Source organism: Solwaraspora sp. WMMB335, from assembly GCF_049179075.1.
Classification (GTDB): domain Bacteria; phylum Actinomycetota; class Actinomycetes; order Mycobacteriales; family Micromonosporaceae; genus Micromonospora_E.
On the sequence record NZ_JBMHMF010000001.1, the window covers coordinates 5,099,990 to 5,115,460 of the forward strand.

Below are 15,471 nucleotides of genomic sequence, written 5' to 3' on the forward strand. Positions count from 1 at the left end.
ACCCGGCATGGATGGCCGGGTGGCACCCGCGGTTGGCCGCCGGTCGGGCCGGCACGCCGGTCAGCTGATGCCGGCCTCGGCGCAGAGCTCGGCGAAATCGTCCACGCAGAGTTCGTCGGCGGTGACGTAGCCGTCGTTCACCACGTCGACCACGTTGTCCTTGTAGATGGCCTGCGGGGTGAGCAGAACCGACGGCACCTCCCGGTCGGTCTCCGGGTCGGCGACGGTCTGCGCGACCTCCTTGCGTTCGCCGTTGGCCAGGGCGATCGCCAGGTCGGCGGCGGCCTGCGCCTCGGCCTTGATTGCCTTGTAGACGGTCATGCACTGGTCGCCGGCGAGGATGTTCTGCAGGCCCTGCGGGGTGGCGTCCTGCCCGGTCACCGGCACCCGGCCGTTGAGCTGGTTGCGCTTGAGCACCGAGATCGCCGCGTTGCCCAGGGTGTCGTTGGCGGCCAGCACGCCGTCGATCTCACCGCCGGTCTGGGTCAGCATCTGCTCGAACAGCGTCGTCGCCTGCGCGCCGTCCCAGTCGGGCACCCACTGGTCCGGGCCCTTGACGTACTCGCCGGATTCGTACAGCGGGTCGAGCACCCCGTCGTAGCCGTTCTTGAACAGGGTGGCGTTGTTGTCGGTCTCGGAACCGTTGAGGGTGGCGATCGTCGGCTTTTCCACGCCGGCGTCGGTCAGGCACTTGACCAGGCCCTCGCCCTGCAGCTTGCCGACCGCTTCGTTGTCGAAGCTGACGTAGTACTCGGCGGAGCCGCCGAGGGTCAGCCGGTCGTAGTCGATGGTGGCGACGCCCTGCTGCTTGGCCTTGTCCAGGACGGCCTTGCCGGTGCCGGAGTCGAGGTTGACGATCATCAGGACGGTGGCCCCGGCGGTGATCATCTGGTCGGCGATGGTCTGGAACTGCGACTTGTCGCCCTGGGCGTTCTGGATGATCGACTCGACGCCGGCGTCGTCGAACGCTTCCTGCAGGAAGCGGCGGTCGGCGGTTTCCCACCGGTCGGACGAGGCGCTGTCCGGCAGGATCACCCCGATCTTCGGGGTCGGTGCGCCGGTTTCGCTGTCGGTGTCGCTGCCGCAGGCAGCCAGGCTGCCGGTGACGAGCAGGCCGGCGGCGACGGCGCTGAGGATCCCTTTGCGCATAGCTCGGGTCCTTTCAGGGGGGTGATGTTCGCGTACAAGGGGCCTTGTGCTGTTCGTACGTCTTGCTGATGTTTGGCAGCAGGTGTGGTTCGGACGCGGCGGTGCGGGAGGGCGCCCGACCCGCCGCCCAGTCGCTGGCGGCCTGTCCTCGACCTGTCTTGTCGCTGGTCGGGACGGGTCCGCCACAGTTTTGTTGTGTCCGGCAACGTATTAGGACTGTGGCGCCCAGCACAAGACCGATGACGTCACCAGTTTTGTTGCTCGCGATAACAATTCAGCAACGCGGCAGACATCTTCCCGCCCCGCCCTTCCGTCGATCTTGGACTTATCGCGGGATAAATAGGGCGAATACCCGCGATGACTCCAAGATCGTCGCGGTCAGCGAGTGGCGATGGGGGCCAGGCGGGCGCCGGTCAACGTGATCAGGGCCGCCGGGGCCAGGCTCAGTTGCAGGCCGCGGCGGCCGGCGGAGACGTACACCTCGGCAAGGCCTTTGGCCGAGACGTCGAGCACCGTCGGCAGTCGCTTGCGCTGGCCCAGCGGGGAGATGCCGCCACGCACGTAGCCGGTGGTCCGTTCGGCGAGCGTCCGGTCGGCCAGCGCGGCCCGCTTGCCGTCCAACGCCGCGGCCAGGGCCTTCAGGTCGAGGTCACCGGTCACCGGCACGATCCCGACCGCCAGGGTGCCGTCGACCTGCGCGACGAGGGTCTTGAAGACCTGTTCGGCGGGGACACCGAGCGCGACGGCGACGGCCGCGCCGTAGTCCGGGGTGTCCGGCGACACCTGGTACGGATGGGTGCGAAACGGCACCCGACGCTTGGTCAGCAGTGCCGTCGCCGGGGTCGCCGTGCCTGCCATGCCGCGCGACTCTACCGGTGCCCGGTCATCCGGTCGATGGATGTCCCGCCGGGACCGGCCGGGCGAGCAGGGCGGTGGGAGCGCCGGCCACCCGGGTCAACACCAGGCTCGCCGCGCTGCCACCGGCGCGAGGGCCTGCCGCCGGCCGCAGTCGCAGGTCACGGCGCAGCTGAGCCGGATCCAGGGCCGAGCCGCGCTTGAGGATCTCCAACCGGGTGATGCCCCGGTCGCGGACCAGCGCCCGCAACCGCTTGAGGGAGAACGGCAGTACGTCGGTGATTTCCAGACAGCGGGCGTACGGGGTCCGGGTGGCCGAGTCCGCGTAGACGTAGGCGATCGAGCCGTCGGCGAGAGCGCCGTCCACGGTGGCGGCGAACGCGGCGACGAGGTGGGACCGGACGACCGCGCCGTCCGGGTCGTACAGGTAGCGGCGGACCGGGCCGACGGCGACCGGTTCGGCGCCGTCGCCGATGAGTACGGCGGGTGGGCCGCCGGCGCGCAACAGGGTGGCCTGACGGCCGGCGGCCCGATCACCCGACCGGCCGTCGGCCATGGCGGGCGGATCGCCGGTCGTGGCCAGCGGGCCGCACCAGAAGGTCGCTTCCACCATCTCCCGGTCGACGCTGACCCACTCCGCCTGCGCGCCGGGTGGCACGAGCGAGTGGTCGATCCCGGGAGCGACCTTGAGTACGGTCCGTGGCATCTGGTCCACCAGCGAGCGGATGAAGCTCCACGGCGGGGAGTAGCTGTCCGGATCGAAAGTGCGTCGGCCGGTGGCGCCGGCACGTCGGGCCGGGTCGCAGAACGCCGCGTCGTAGCCGCGTACGTCGACCGTTGTCGCGTCCGCGCAGTCGACCGTGACCAGCTCGGCCAGGCCGGTGGCCGCGGCGTTGGCGGTGGCGAGCGCGGCCGTGCCCGGGTCGGCCTCCACGGCGTACACCCGGATGCCGGCCCGGGCGGCGGCCAGGGCGTCGGCGCCGAGACCGCATCCGAGGTCGACGAGGCTTCGTACGCCCGCGGCGTGCAGCCGGGCCGCCCGCCGGTCCGCGACGGCGGCGCGGGTCGCCTGCTCCAGCCCGGTCCGGGTGAAGAACATCCGCTCGGCCGCCGGACCGAACTTGACGACTGCCCGGCGACGCAGAGTGGCCTGGGTGAGCGCGGCGGCGGCGAGGGGAGCCGCGACGCCGGTGGCGCGCAGCGCCGAGGCTGCCGCCAACGGGTCGTTACCGGCCGCACCGTCGACCAGCGCGGTAGCGGCGACCAGGGCCTGCTCGCCGTCCGGGGTCCGCAGCGCGGCCAGTTCGTCCGGGTGCACGGCGACATTGTCCACGCTCGGCCATCGGGCTAGCACTCCGTACGGTCGACTGCTAATCTGCGATTAGCACTCTCCGGCCGAGGGTGCCAGCTCACCGGCTCGTGCCGGGGGGCGAAACGCCAGGCGGACCGGCACCCGCGACGACGGACCCGCCCGGTGGCATGAGGCAGATTGACGCCGGCTGCGTTGCGGCCGGCACAAACACCAGATACCCCAGGAGGGTATGCCCGTGACTACCGCGACCAAGGTTGCGATCAAGCCGCTCGAGGACCGGATCCTGGTCCAGGCGAACGAGGCTGAGACGACCACGGCGTCGGGCATCGTGATCCCCGACACCGCCAAGGAGAAGCCGCAGGAGGGCACCGTCCTCGCTGTCGGCCCGGGCCGTATCGACGACAAGGGCAACCGGATCCCGGTTGACGTCAACGTCGGCGACACGGTCATCTACTCGAAGTACGGCGGCACCGAGGTTAAGTACGCCGGCGAGGAGTACCTGGTGCTCTCCGCCCGCGACGTCCTCGCGGTCATCGAGAAGTGACCTACTGCCAGTGCTGACCGCCCCGGAGCCCTACCTGGGGCTCCGGGGCGTCGACCGTCGGCCGGTCTTCGGCGAGTAAGCCGGCCGGCCGACGGCTAGTGCGTGAAGGGAATGTCATGGCGAAGATCCTGAGTTTCTCGGATGACGCCCGGCACCTCTTGGAGCACGGCGTCAACGCGCTCGCGGACACGGTCAAGGTCACCCTCGGCCCGCGCGGGCGCAACGTCGTGCTCGACAAGAAGTTCGGCGCTCCGACGATCACCAACGATGGTGTCACCATCGCCAAGGAGATCGAGCTCACCAATCCGTACGAGAACCTCGGCGCGCAGCTGGTCAAGGAGGTGGCGACGAAGACCAACGACGTCGCCGGCGACGGGACCACCACCGCGACCGTGCTCGCCCAGGCGATGGTCCGTGAAGGGCTACGCAACGTGGCTGCCGGGGCCAACCCGACCGCCCTCAAGCGTGGCATCGACGCGGCCGTGCAGAAGGTCTCCGAAGCGCTGCTGGACAAGGCAGTCGAGGTGGCCGACAAGGACGCGGTCGCCCAGGTGGCGACCATCTCGGCCCAGGACGCCACCATCGGCGAAATGATCGCCGAGGCGATGGAGAAGGTCGGCCGCGACGGCGTCATCACCGTCGAGGAGGGCTCCACCCTCGCCACCGAGCTGGAGATCACCGAGGGTCTGCAGTTCGACAAGGGCTTCATCTCCCCGCACTTCGTCACCGACGCCGAAGCGCAGGAGGCGGTCTTCGAAGACCCGTACATCCTGATCACCACCCAGAAGATCTCGGCGATCGAAGAGCTGCTGCCGCTGCTGGAGAAGGTCGTCCAGGCCAGCAAGCCGCTGCTGATCGTCGCTGAGGACGTCGATGGACAGGCGTTGTCCACCCTGGTGGTCAACTCGGTCCGCAAGACGCTCAAGCTGTGTGCGGTCAAGGCACCCGGATTCGGCGACCGGCGCAAGGCGATGCTGCAGGACATGGCGATCATGACCGGCGCGGAGCTGATCGCGCCGGAGCTGGGCTACAAGCTCGACGCGGTCGGGCTGGAGTCGCTGGGCAGCGCCCGGCGGGTGGTCGTGGACAAGGACACCACCACGGTGGTCGACGGCCGCGGCCGGGACACCGAGGTCGCCGACCGGGTCGCGCAGATCCGCAAGGAGATCGAGGCGTCCGACTCCGACTGGGACCGGGAGAAGCTCGCCGAGCGGCTCGCCAAGCTCTCCGGCGGCATCGCGGTGATCAAGGCCGGGGCGGCGACCGAGGTCGAGATGAAGGAGCGCAAGCACCGCATCGAGGACGCGATCGCCGCGACCAAGGCCGCGGTCGAGGAAGGCACCATCCCGGGCGGGGGTGCGACGCTGACCCAGATCACCACGGTGCTCGCCGACGACCTCGGGTTGACCGGGGACGAGAAGGTCGGCGTGTCGATCGTGCGCAAGGCGCTCGACGAGCCGCTGCGGTGGATCGCCCAGAACGCAGGCCTCGACGGGTACGTCGTGGTCGGCAAGGTCCGCGAGTGCGCCTGGGGCACCGGCCTCAACGCGGCCACCGGCGAGTACGTCGACCTCGCCGCCGCCGGCGTCGTCGACCCGGTGAAGGTGACCCGCAACGCGGTCACCAATGCCGCGTCGATCGCCGGTCTGCTGCTCACCACGGAAAGCCTCGTGGTGGAGAAGCCGGAGAAGCCCGAACCCGCCGCAGCCGGTGGGCACGGGCACTCGCACGGCCACGGCCACCAGCACGGCCCCGGCTTCTGAGCCGGTAACCGAACCACCGTTCCACCCGAGATCCGCGCGATCGGCCCGCTGGCGGCACCGCCGCCGGCGGTTCCTGATCGCGCGGATCTTGCGTATCGTCGGCGGTGACGTAACCGGCGATAGGCTGCGGTCGGCGAACGGGCCGGCGCCCGGATGCGCTGGTGCCGCACCGCCCCCGGTACGGCGCAGCCCGGGCAACGCGTCGCCTGGGCTGGGCAGCACTGGACGCGACGGTGAGGACTCAACGGTGAGCAAGCCCCGCATACCCGGACCATCGGCGGCCCTGGTCGGCGTCACCGCCGCCGCCCTGGCTCTCGGTCTGGCCGAGCTGGCTGCCGTGTTCACCGGAGCGCGCTCCGCGCCGCTGGTCGCCGTCGGCGGCGTGGTCGTGGACACCGTGCCCGAGCCGTTGAAACAGTTCGCCATCGACGTGTTCGGCGTCCATGACAAGACCGCTCTGCTGATCGGCACGGCAGTGCTGCTGGCCGGGTTCGCCGCCGGGATCGGACTGCTGGCCGCCCGCTGGCTGGTCGCCGGTTTTCTGGGTATCGCCGGGTTCGGGCTGATCGGCGCGGTCGCGGCCGTTACCCGGCCGGACGCCGGGCCGCTGGCGGTGCTGCCCGCTCTGATCGGTTCGGCTGCCGCAGCCGGGCTGTTGTGGCTGCTGATAGCCGGCCCGTTGGCGCCGGTGTCCGCCGACGGGCCGGTGTCCGCTGACGGGCCGGTTGCGGCTGACGGGCCGGTGTCGACCGGCGCGGTGCTGCCGGGGCGTGGGGCGGGCGATCGACGACGGTTCCTGTCCGGTGTCGGCGTGACCATCGGCGTGGCCGCGGTCGCCGGCTTCAGCGGGCGTTCGCTCGCCCGACGGCGCGGCGTCGCCGATGCGCGGGCCGCCGTGGCGCTGCCGCCACCGGCCGATCCGGCGCCACCGGTACCCGCCGGCGCCGACCCACAGGTGTCCGGCCTCAGCCGGTACGTCACCGCCAACCGGGACTTCTACCGGATCGACACCGCGCTGGTCGTACCGCAGGTGGACCCGGAGACCTGGCGGTTGCGGATCCACGGCCGGGTGGCCAACCCGATCACCATCAGCTATGCCGACCTGGTGGACCGGGAGATGGTCGAACGGTACGTCACGCTCGCCTGCGTCTCCAACGAGGTGGGCGGCGACCTGGTCGGTAACGCGCGCTGGCTCGGCGTACCGGTGCGGGACCTGCTCGTCGAGGCCGGTCCGCTGCCCGGCGCCGATCAGGTGGTGGGCCGGTCGGTGGACGGTTGGACCTGCGGCACGCCGACCGAGGCGCTGCTCGACGGCCGCGACGCGCTGCTCGCGATCGGCATGAACGGCGAACCGCTGCCGGTCGAGCACGGCTTTCCGGTCCGCATGGTGGTGCCCGGACTGTACGGCTACGTCTCGGCCTGTAAGTGGATAACCGAGCTGGAGTTGACCAGCTTCGCCGACTTCGACGCCTACTGGGTGCCGCGTGGCTGGGCGGCGCGGGGGCCGATCAAGACCCAGTCACGGATCGACACGCCGCGTGGCCGCGGCGAACTCGCCGCCGGCACCGTCGCTGTCGCCGGGGTGGCCTGGGCTCCGCACCGGGGGATCGGTGCGGTCGAGGTACGGGTGGACGACGGACCATGGCAGCAGGCCACCGTCGTCCCCGCCGTGTCGGCGGACACCTGGGTGCAGTGGGTCTGGCAGTGGCCGGCCGCCGCTGGCGAACACCTGCTGCAGGTACGGGCCACCGACGCGACCGGGAACACTCAGCCGGAGCAGCGCCAGCCGGTCGCCCCGGACGGCGCGACCGGCTGGCATACGGTCCGGGTCACCGTGACGTGATCGCGGCTGCCGGTACGTCCCGGCGTTGGGCCGGCACAGTGGACTTGTGCGGTCGGCCAAGGCGCGCTTCCAGGCGCTCGGTGTCGACCCGCTGACGGCGACGGTCGGCCAGGTCCTCCCAGCCGACGGCGAGGAGCCGGAGCCGCTCCGACTCGCTGAAGCCGCCCCACACGCCGTACGGTTCGCGTACCGCCAAGGCGTGCGCGGCGCACTCAGCCCGTACCGGACAGGTCCGGCAGACGGCCTTGGCACCTGACTCGCGGCGGGTACGTGACGAGCCGCGTTCACCGTCGGGATGGAAGAACTGTGCGCTGTCGCGGCCACGACACGCACCGAGTCGCTGCCACTCCCACAGGTCGACGATCGGTCCGGGCAGTCGGCGTACGTCCGACATCAGCACCCCTCCTTCCGCGCGGCACCCGTGGACACCTCATGGTCGTCGGACCGGGCGGCCGGCCGCGCGATCGCACCGGTCCTTCGTGCAACACCGGTACCCGGCTGGCGATCCGCTCAACCGCTTCCTGCGCAACTCATCCAGATCCGGCGGAACCTGTGCTGGAGGCAGGATCGGCGGCGTGGTCATCCGTACTGAACTTTCATCTTTTTTCATGGCAAAGCGTATGAGCGATCGGGCGGCACATGATCTGCTGCTCAAGGGAGAGGGGAGTCACAGTGCGTAAGGTCCTCGTGTGCGTCCGGTCGATCACCGCAGCGCAGAACATCACCGCAGTCGCCGCCCGACTCGGTCTCTCCGCCGCCGTCCGGACCGCCGTCTCCGAGCCAGAAGTGATGCTGCGGTTGTCCGAACGGTCTGCGGAGATCGTGCTCGCCGACACCGCTTTGGCGCGCCCCGACAGCGCGAGTTTCACCCGTCGGGTGCTGGCCCGCTCGCCGGGCAGCGTGATCGTGCTGTTCGGTGCCGAGGATTCGCAGGTGGCTTCCGCCGCGATGGCAGCCGGTGCCCGAGGCTTGATCCGGGGAGCCGACGACCGGGGAGCCGACGATCTGGTCACTGTGGTCGCCAAGACGCTGTTGCTACTTGCCGCGCCGGGGCGCGCGGTTCCACTGCTGGCTGAACGTCAGGTGGCGGTGCCCTGCTCGGTGCAGACCGCAGAGGTCGCTCTGGCGCCGGCCGTACCGCCGGTCACGCCGTCAGCGGGTCGGCCGTCGACCGCCGGTCCGCAAGCGGCCGGTCAGTCGGCGGGTGGCCGCAGCGTTCCCAATCAACGTGACGACACGCCACCCGCGCCGGTGCCGGGCGAGGCGGCACCGGACGACAGCCCGGCCTCCGTCCTGCGCCGGATCGGTCTCACCGAGCGGGAGCTCCAGGTGCTACGCGGCATGGCCGAGGGCAAGAGCAACGGTGAGATCGGCCGCGAACTCTTCGTCTCCGAAGACACCGTCAAGACCCACGCCCGGCGGTTGTTCCGCAAGCTGGGTGCGCGCGACCGGGCTCACGCGGTGGCCACCGGCTTCCGCTCCGGGCTGGTCGCCTGACCGCTACGGACCGCTGGCCCGACGGCGGTGCGCCTCAGCGTTGGCGATCGGAGTCGTCAGACTCCTCCTGCTCCTCCTGCAGGGTGTCGTGTACGCCGTCCGCGTAGCCTCGGGCGTACTCCCAGGTCACATAGTGGTCCGGGTCCGGGTTGAAGGCCGGTTCGTGCACCCGCGGGCGACCGGAGTTGAGCAGATGCCGCAGGTTGCCGCGTAGCAGGTCCCAGTCGAAGTAGTGCGGTTCCCGGCAGTCCTCGCACTCGATCACCAGCCCACGGATGCCGACCGCACCGAGCAGCGCCTGGTAGACCTCCAGGTCTGCCAGGTCCTCCAACACGTCCTGCCGCTCGGCGGCGGTCAACGAGTCGGACTCCCCGTCCTCACTGGGATCGTTCAGCCCGGCCGACGGGTCGGCGGGGTCGCCGCTAAACGGATCGATCGGCTCCTCGTGCACCCCTCCACCGTAGTCCCACCCGTACCGAGCGCGCCTGCCCCACCCGTCCGGGTTCCCGGACCCGACCCCGGTGGGCGTCCTGTGCCCGCCTGGTCGGCTGGTGCGGTGGGCGTCCTGTGCCCGCCTGGTCGGCTGGTGGGTACGATTAACCATCGCACCCGTAGGAGGGGGCGAGCCGGTCAACCGCCACCCGCGCCGGGCCACCGCCTCCGCGCAGCGCGGGCATCAGCCGCCACCGGCCCTCAGGCGAAGCCGTCCGACCAGCGCAGGGGATCAGTCGTGGAGAACTCGCCAGCCGAGCAGACCGCTACCAACACCACCGCTTTCGGCGGTCACGTGCCGGAGATGCCGGCCGGCTCGGCCCGGGCGGTGCCGCTCGGCCTGACCTTCGACGACGTGCTGCTGCAGCCTGCCGAATCGGACGTCATCCCGAGCCGGGTCAACACCGTGACGTCGATGACCCGCAACGTGCGGCTGTCCTTGCCGCTGCTGTCCAGCGCCATGGACACGGTGACCGAGGCACGGATGGCGATCGCCATGGCCAGGCAGGGCGGCATCGGCGTGCTGCACCGCAACCTCGCCGCCGAGGACCAGGCGCTCCACGTCGATCTGGTGAAGCGCTCCGAAGCGGGCATGATCACCAATCCGGTCACCTGCGGCCCGCAGGACACGTTGCGGCATGTCGACGCGTTGTGCGGTCGGTTCCGGATCTCCGGCGTCCCGGTCGTCGACGAGCAGGGCACCTTGGTCGGCATCGTCACGAACCGGGACATGCGGTTTGAGATCGACCAGAACCGGCCGGTTCGCGAGATCATGACCCCGATGCCGCTGGTCACCGCTGCGGTCGGGGTGGCCAAGCCGGACGCCCTCGCGCTGCTGCGCAAGCACAAGGTCGAAAAGTTGCCGCTGGTCGACGACGCCGGCCGGCTGCGCGGGCTGATCACCGTCAAGGACTTCACCAAGAGCGAGCAGTACCCGGACGCCACCAAGGACGACGCCGGCCGGCTGCGGGTGGCCGCCGCGATCGGCGTCGGCGACGACGCGTACAAGCGGGCCCGCGTCCTGGTCGACGCCGGTGTCGACGTGCTGATCGTCGACACCGCCCATGGACATCAGCGGGCCGTGCTGGACATGGTCCGCGCCCTGAAGTCCGACACCACCGTCGACGTCGTCGGCGGGAACGTGGCCACCTTCGCCGGTGCGCGGGCGCTGGTCGACGTTGGTGCCGATGCGGTCAAGGTCGGCGTCGGCCCCGGTGCGATCTGCACCACCCGGGTGGTCGCCGGGGTCGGCGTACCGCAGGTCACCGCGATCATGGAGGCGGTCCGCGCCTGCCGTCCGGCCGGGGTGCCGGTGATCGCCGACGGCGGCATCCAGTACTCCGGTGACATCGCCAAGGCGCTGGTCGCTGGCGCGCACACGGTGATGCTCGGCAGCCTGCTGGCCGGCTGCGAGGAGAGCCCCGGCGAGTTGCTGTTCATCAACGGCAAGCAGTTCAAGTCGTACCGGGGGATGGGTTCGTTGGGTGCCATGCAGTCGCGTGGTCAGGCCCGGTCCTACTCCAAGGACCGCTACTTCCAGCAGGACGTGCTCAGCGACGAGAAGCTGGTGCCGGAGGGCGTCGAGGGTCAGGTGCCGTACCGTGGACCGCTGGGCACCGTCGTGCACCAGCTGATCGGCGGGGTTCGGCTGGCCATGGGGTACGTCGGTGCCGAAGGCATCGACGACCTGCACCAGCGCGGTCAGCTGATCAGGATCACCGCCGCGGGTCTCAAGGAGAGCCACCCGCACGACATCCAGATGACGGTCGAGGCCCCCAACTACCACACCCGCTGAGTTCGCCGTTTCCCGGCCGCCGGTGGCCGAGCCGCCGGCCGGGACCTGCCCATATTGGAGACACCCATGCGTGACGTGGTCGAGATCGGGCTGGGCAAGACCGCGCAGCGCGGCTACCACCTCGATGACATCGCCATCGTGCCGAGCCGGCGCACCCGGGACGTCGACGACGTCTCGACCGCGTGGCAGCTCGATGCGTACCAGTTCAAGATTCCCTGCGTGGCCCACCCGTCGGACGCGACGATGAGCCCGAGCACCGCCGCCGAGCTCAGCGGGCTGGGCGGGCTCGGCGTGCTCAACGTCGAAGGGCTGTGGACCCGCTACGAGGATCCGAGCAAGCTGCTCGCCGAGCTGGCCGCGATGGACGACGACGCACCGGCGACCAGGCGGCTGCAGGAGGCGTACGCCGAACCGATCCGGCCGGAGTTGATCGCCGAGCGGGTACGGCAGATGCGCGCCGGTGCCGGCACGGTCGCGGTGCGGGTGTCGCCGCAGCACACCCTGGCGCTGGCCCCGGTGATCCTGGACGCCGGGGTGGACATCCTGGTCATCCAGGGCACCCTGGTGTCGGCCGAGCACGTCTCGACCACCGACGAACCGCTCAACCTCAAGGAGTTCATCGCCGACCTCGATCTGCCGGTGGTGGTCGGTGGCTGCACCGACTACAAGACCGCACTGCACCTGATGCGCACCGGCGCGGCCGGAGTCATCGTCGGGATCGGTGCGGACGAGTGGTCGACCACCGACTCGGTGCTCGGCATCCGGGTGCCGATGGCCACCGCGATCGCCGACGCGGCCGCCGCCCGGCGCGACTACCTGGACGAGACCGGCGGCCGGTACGTGCACCTGATCGCCGACGGCGACCTGCAGACCTCCGGCGACATCGCCAAGGCGCTGGGCTGCGGGGCGGACGCGGTGATGCTCGGCGAGCCGCTCTCGCTGTGCACCGAGGCGCCGGCGGCCGGTGCCTGGTGGCACTCGGTGGCCAGCCACCCGAAGCTGCCCCGCGGTGCGTTCGGCGCGGCGGACGACGAGCCGCTCGGCAGCATGGAACAGCTGCTGTTCGGACCGGCCGACTCGCCCGACGGGCAGCTCAACCTGTTCGGTGGACTGCGCCGGGCGATGGCCAAGTGCGGCTACCGGGATCTGAAGGAGTTCCAGCGGGTCGGGCTGGTCCTGGACCGGTGATCCGTATCCGGATCGGGATCGCCGCGACGTCGGCCGGTGTGCTGCTGGCCGTGCTGGCCGGGGCCAGCGCCGGCTGCGGTGTGCTGCCGGAGCTGCTCGACAGTTCACCGGAATACGCCCCCGGAGCGGCCGGGATCGGTGATCCCTACTTCCCGGGCTACGGCAACGGCGGCTACGACGTGGTCGGCTACCAACTGGACCTGCGCTACGACCCGGCGGCGGAACAGCTCGGTGGCACCGCCACGATCACCGCGACGGCCACCGACAACCTGTCCCGGTTCAACCTGGACCTGGCAGGGCTGGCGGTGTCATCGGTCAGCGTCGACGGCACGGCGGCCGAGCACGCCCGCGACGGCAACGAGCTTGTCGTCACCCCGGCCACCGGGCTGGCCGACGGTACGGAGTTCACCGTGGCCGTCGACTACGGCGGCCGGCCGCAGCCGCTGACCAGCCCGGATCTGGGCGCTGGCGGCTTTCAGGTGACCGGCGACGGGGCGATCGCGCTCGGCCAGCCGGAGTCGGCCAGCACCTGGTTCCCGGTCAACGACCACCCGTTGGACAAGGCGACCTTCGACCTCGAAATCGCCGTCCCGGACGGGCTGGTCGCGTTGAGTGTCGGCGTACCGGGGAAGACCACCAGCGCCGACGGCTGGACCACCTGGACCTGGTCGGAGCAGACTCCGCTGGCCAGCTACCTGACCACCCTCGTGATCGGCGACTACCGGGTGCGGCGTAGTACGCACGCCGGCCGGCCGATGGTGATCGCCGTCGCCGCCGATCTGCCGGTGGACGGCCCGGCCGAGCAGGCGATGGCCCGCACCGGTGAGATCGCCGATTACCTGGAGACGGTGTTCGGTCCCTATCCGGTGGACGCGTACGGCGGCGTGGTGGTCAGCGACGACCGGATCCGCTACGCCCTGGAAACCCAGTCCCGGCCGGTGTACGGCAAGGTGTTCTTCGACTCCGAGCCGGTGACCTGGGTGGTCGCACACGAGCTGGCCCACCAGTGGTTCGGCAACAGCGTGTCGATCCAGCACTGGCGCGACATCTGGCTCAACGAGGGCTTCGCCACGTACGCGGAATGGTTGTGGTCCGAACACGACGGCGGGCCGAGCGCCGACGAAATGTTCGACCGTGAGTACGACCGGATCGACTGGAGCAAGCCGACCGCTGATCCCGGCCGGTCGGGGATCTTCAGCCAGGCCGTCTACAAGCGGGGTGGGCTGACGGTGCACGCGTTGCGACGCACCATCGGCGACGACGCGTTCTTCCGGTTGCTGCGCACCTGGACCGCCGAGCAGCGCAACGGCAACGCCAGCACCGAGGAGTTCGTGACGGTCGCCGAACGGGTCTCCGGCCAGCCGTTGCGCGAGTTCTTCGACACCTGGCTGTACGGCGACACCGCCCCCGCCAGGTAGTTCAGGCGCGACCAGATTCCTCCGGCCGGCAGGATCTCCGCCGACCCCCGACCCCCGACCCGGGACTATCCGTACGAGCTGGCCCGACGAGCAGCGTGACCGGCGCCAGTGGCAGCGCGAGCGCGAGAAACCGTCAGCGGCCGATCTTGTCCAGTTCGGCGATGTCCTCGTCGGAGAGCGTGATTCCCGCCCCGGCGACGTTCTCGTGCAGGTGCGCCGTGGACGAGGTCCCGGGGATCAGCAGGATGTTCGGTGAGCGTCGCAGCAGCCAGGCGAGGGCGACGGACATCGGCGCCGCGTCCAGTCGCTCGGCCACCGAGGACAGGGCCGAGGACTGCAGCGGGCTGAAGCCGCCGAGCGGGAAGAAGGGGACGTAGGCGATGCCCTGGCCGGCGAGTACGTCGATCAGCTCGTCGTCGTGGCGGTGGGCGAGATTGTACATGTTCTGCACGCAGACGATCGGTGCGATCGTCTGCGCCTGGGTGACCTGTTCCGCTGTTGCGTTGCTCACCCCCAGGTGCCGGATCAGGCCTTGCTGCTGGAGTTCGACGAGCGTCTGGAACGCCTCGGCGAGTGAGCCGGGCTGGGGTCCCTCGGCGTTGCCCAGTCGGAGGTTGACCAGGTCGAGCGTCTCGACGCCGAGGGTTTCGAGGTTGTTCTGGACGGCCCGGCGCAGGCTCTGCGGGTCTCGGGCCGGTGGCCAGCCGCCCTGCTGGTCGCGGGTCGCGCCGACCTTCGTCGCGATGTGCAGCGATCCGGGGTAGGGGTGCAGCGCCTCCCGGATCAGCTGGTTGGTGATGTGCGGACCGTATGCGTCGGCGGTGTCGATGTGGGTGATGCCGAGCTCGACAGCCGATCGGAGGACGGCGAGGGCACCGTCGTGGTCGGCGGGCGGTCCCATGACCCATGGGCCGGCGAGCTGCATGGCGCCGTAGCCGAAGCGCGTGACGGTCAGGTCTCCCAGCGTCCAGGTGCCGCCGGGCAGGGAAACGGACGACATGCGTGCACCTCTGGTTCTCGAAGGGGTGGTCCCAGGCAGGACTGGTGCCTGGCGGATGCCTGACCCACTATTGGGGACGTCACTTCCTGCCGGGAAGTAGGTACCTGGAAGTGCGTAACTCACCCCATTGGTTGGAGGGCGGTCGGTGGCAACGACGACAGCGGCGCAGAAGAGAGCCGAGGCCAAGGCCGAGTACGATGCCTTTCTGGCTTCATGTCCTAGTCGCGACCTGTTGGCGCGGATTTCCGGGAAGTGGGTCACCCTGATCCTGTCCGCGCTGGGCAGCGGCGCGGACTGCGCCGGTGACCCCCGACCGATGCGCTACTCGGAGCTGTCCCGCCTGCTGGCCGGCGTCAGCCAGAAAATGCTCACGCAGACGCTGCGCTCCCTTGAGCGTGACGGTCTGATCAGCCGTACCGTGACACCGACCGTGCCCGTCACGGTCTCCTACGAGCTGACCGAGCTGGGCCTGTCGCTGCACCAGATGATGCGTGGCCTGAAGACCTGGGCCGAGATACACATGGACGAGATATCCGGCAATCGCGCGAGGTACGACGACGCCACCGCCTGAACCAGGAGCCATGCCAACCCTGGGGGCTCGGCATGGTGTGCGGC

The 15,471-nt window shown here is 70.4% G+C and carries 14 protein-coding genes; 8 read left to right on the plus strand and 6 right to left on the minus strand.

Going from position 1 to position 15,471, the window contains the following annotated elements:
• Positions 1 to 60: 60 nt before the first annotated feature.
• The 3 genes from ACN27F_RS22215 to ACN27F_RS22225 all read right to left on the minus strand — a co-directional run bounded on the left by ACN27F_RS22215 (position 61) and on the right by ACN27F_RS22225 (position 3,337).
• Positions 61 to 1,149, minus strand: a complete 1,089-nt coding sequence (locus ACN27F_RS22215; protein WP_421436437.1) for a substrate-binding domain-containing protein — start codon at positions 1,147 to 1,149, stop codon at positions 61 to 63.
• A gap of 378 nt (positions 1,150 to 1,527) precedes the next feature.
• Positions 1,528 to 2,007, minus strand: coding sequence for a Cys-tRNA(Pro) deacylase (gene ybaK / locus ACN27F_RS22220; protein WP_421436439.1), 480 nt, complete (start codon positions 2,005 to 2,007; stop codon positions 1,528 to 1,530).
• Positions 2,008 to 2,032: 25 nt separating this feature from the next.
• A complete protein-coding gene (locus tag ACN27F_RS22225) occupies positions 2,033 to 3,337 on the minus strand; it encodes a THUMP-like domain-containing protein (protein ID WP_421436442.1) in 1,305 nt (434 codons plus the stop codon).
• 208 nt (positions 3,338 to 3,545) lie between these two features.
• Here ACN27F_RS22225 and groES point away from each other — a divergent pair, with 208 nt between their 5' ends.
• The 3 genes from groES to ACN27F_RS22240 all read left to right on the plus strand — a co-directional run bounded on the left by groES (position 3,546) and on the right by ACN27F_RS22240 (position 7,466).
• Complete coding sequence (gene groES / locus ACN27F_RS22230; RefSeq protein ID WP_088960325.1) at positions 3,546 to 3,860, plus strand: co-chaperone GroES; 315 nt, start codon at positions 3,546 to 3,548, stop codon at positions 3,858 to 3,860.
• Between the two features lie 116 nt (positions 3,861 to 3,976).
• Complete coding sequence (gene groL, locus ACN27F_RS22235; RefSeq protein WP_421436443.1) at positions 3,977 to 5,623, plus strand: chaperonin GroEL; 1,647 nt, start codon at positions 3,977 to 3,979, stop codon at positions 5,621 to 5,623.
• Positions 5,624 to 5,870: 247 nt separating this feature from the next.
• Positions 5,871 to 7,466, plus strand: coding sequence for a molybdopterin-dependent oxidoreductase (locus ACN27F_RS22240; RefSeq protein WP_421436446.1), 1,596 nt, complete (start codon positions 5,871 to 5,873; stop codon positions 7,464 to 7,466).
• Here the strand turns inward: ACN27F_RS22240 and ACN27F_RS22245 are convergent.
• Positions 7,453 to 7,860 carry a WhiB family transcriptional regulator gene (locus ACN27F_RS22245; RefSeq protein ID WP_421436449.1) on the minus strand — a complete coding sequence of 136 codons (408 nt, stop codon included), beginning with the start codon at positions 7,858 to 7,860 and terminating at the stop codon, positions 7,453 to 7,455. The two genes, ACN27F_RS22240 and ACN27F_RS22245, sit on opposite strands and share 14 nt — an antisense overlap.
• Before the next feature lie 278 nt (positions 7,861 to 8,138).
• Between ACN27F_RS22245 and ACN27F_RS22250 the strand changes: the two genes are divergently transcribed.
• Positions 8,139 to 8,963 (plus strand): LuxR C-terminal-related transcriptional regulator, encoded by an 825-nt coding sequence (locus tag ACN27F_RS22250; RefSeq protein ID WP_421436451.1) that lies wholly within the window; start codon positions 8,139 to 8,141, stop codon positions 8,961 to 8,963.
• Between the two features lie 34 nt (positions 8,964 to 8,997).
• On the opposite strand, the gene ACN27F_RS22255 is transcribed toward ACN27F_RS22250, so the two are convergent.
• Positions 8,998 to 9,414, minus strand: a complete 417-nt coding sequence (locus tag ACN27F_RS22255) for a DUF5319 domain-containing protein (RefSeq protein ID WP_421436454.1) — start codon at positions 9,412 to 9,414, stop codon at positions 8,998 to 9,000.
• Positions 9,415 to 9,759: 345 nt separating this feature from the next.
• Here ACN27F_RS22255 and guaB point away from each other — a divergent pair, with 345 nt between their 5' ends.
• The 3 genes from guaB (at position 9,760) to ACN27F_RS22270 (ending at position 13,856) form a co-directional block, all read left to right on the plus strand.
• The gene (gene guaB / locus ACN27F_RS22260; protein WP_421440391.1) at positions 9,760 to 11,250 is read left to right on the plus strand and encodes an IMP dehydrogenase; all 1,491 of its coding nucleotides are present in this window, start codon (positions 9,760 to 9,762) and stop codon (positions 11,248 to 11,250) included.
• A gap of 66 nt (positions 11,251 to 11,316) precedes the next feature.
• Positions 11,317 to 12,438, plus strand: coding sequence for a GuaB3 family IMP dehydrogenase-related protein (locus ACN27F_RS22265; protein WP_421436457.1), 1,122 nt, complete (start codon positions 11,317 to 11,319; stop codon positions 12,436 to 12,438).
• Positions 12,435 to 13,856 carry a M1 family metallopeptidase gene (locus tag ACN27F_RS22270; RefSeq protein ID WP_421436460.1) on the plus strand — a complete coding sequence of 474 codons (1,422 nt, stop codon included), beginning with the start codon at positions 12,435 to 12,437 and terminating at the stop codon, positions 13,854 to 13,856. Before ACN27F_RS22265 ends, ACN27F_RS22270 begins: the two co-directional genes overlap by 4 nt.
• Before the next feature lie 133 nt (positions 13,857 to 13,989).
• Here the strand turns inward: ACN27F_RS22270 and ACN27F_RS22275 are convergent, their stop codons facing one another.
• The gene (locus ACN27F_RS22275; protein WP_421436461.1) at positions 13,990 to 14,856 is read right to left on the minus strand and encodes an aldo/keto reductase family oxidoreductase; all 867 of its coding nucleotides are present in this window, start codon (positions 14,854 to 14,856) and stop codon (positions 13,990 to 13,992) included.
• Positions 14,857 to 15,001: 145 nt separating this feature from the next.
• Here ACN27F_RS22275 and ACN27F_RS22280 point away from each other — a divergent pair, with 145 nt between their 5' ends.
• Positions 15,002 to 15,427, plus strand: a complete 426-nt coding sequence (locus ACN27F_RS22280; RefSeq protein ID WP_421436463.1) for a winged helix-turn-helix transcriptional regulator — start codon at positions 15,002 to 15,004, stop codon at positions 15,425 to 15,427.
• Positions 15,428 to 15,471 lie beyond the last annotated feature (44 nt).

Excerpts from the sequence above, each read along its gene's own strand:
- ACN27F_RS22215 (WP_421436437.1), bottom strand. The coding sequence starts at position 1,149 with ATGCGCAAAGGGATCCTCAGCGCCGTCGCCGCCGGCCTGCTCGTCACC.
- guaB (WP_421440391.1), top strand. The coding sequence starts at position 9,760 with ATGCCGGCCGGCTCGGCCCGGGCGGTGCCGCTCGGCCTGACCTTCGAC.
- ybaK (WP_421436439.1), bottom strand. The coding sequence starts at position 2,007 with ATGGCAGGCACGGCGACCCCGGCGACGGCACTGCTGACCAAGCGTCGG.
- groES (WP_088960325.1), top strand. The coding sequence starts at position 3,546 with ATGCCCGTGACTACCGCGACCAAGGTTGCGATCAAGCCGCTCGAGGAC.
- ACN27F_RS22275 (WP_421436461.1), bottom strand. The coding sequence starts at position 14,856 with ATGTCGTCCGTTTCCCTGCCCGGCGGCACCTGGACGCTGGGAGACCTG.
- ACN27F_RS22245 (WP_421436449.1), bottom strand. The coding sequence starts at position 7,860 with ATGTCGGACGTACGCCGACTGCCCGGACCGATCGTCGACCTGTGGGAG.
- ACN27F_RS22265 (WP_421436457.1), top strand. The coding sequence starts at position 11,317 with ATGCGTGACGTGGTCGAGATCGGGCTGGGCAAGACCGCGCAGCGCGGC.
- groL (WP_421436443.1), top strand. The coding sequence starts at position 3,977 with ATGGCGAAGATCCTGAGTTTCTCGGATGACGCCCGGCACCTCTTGGAG.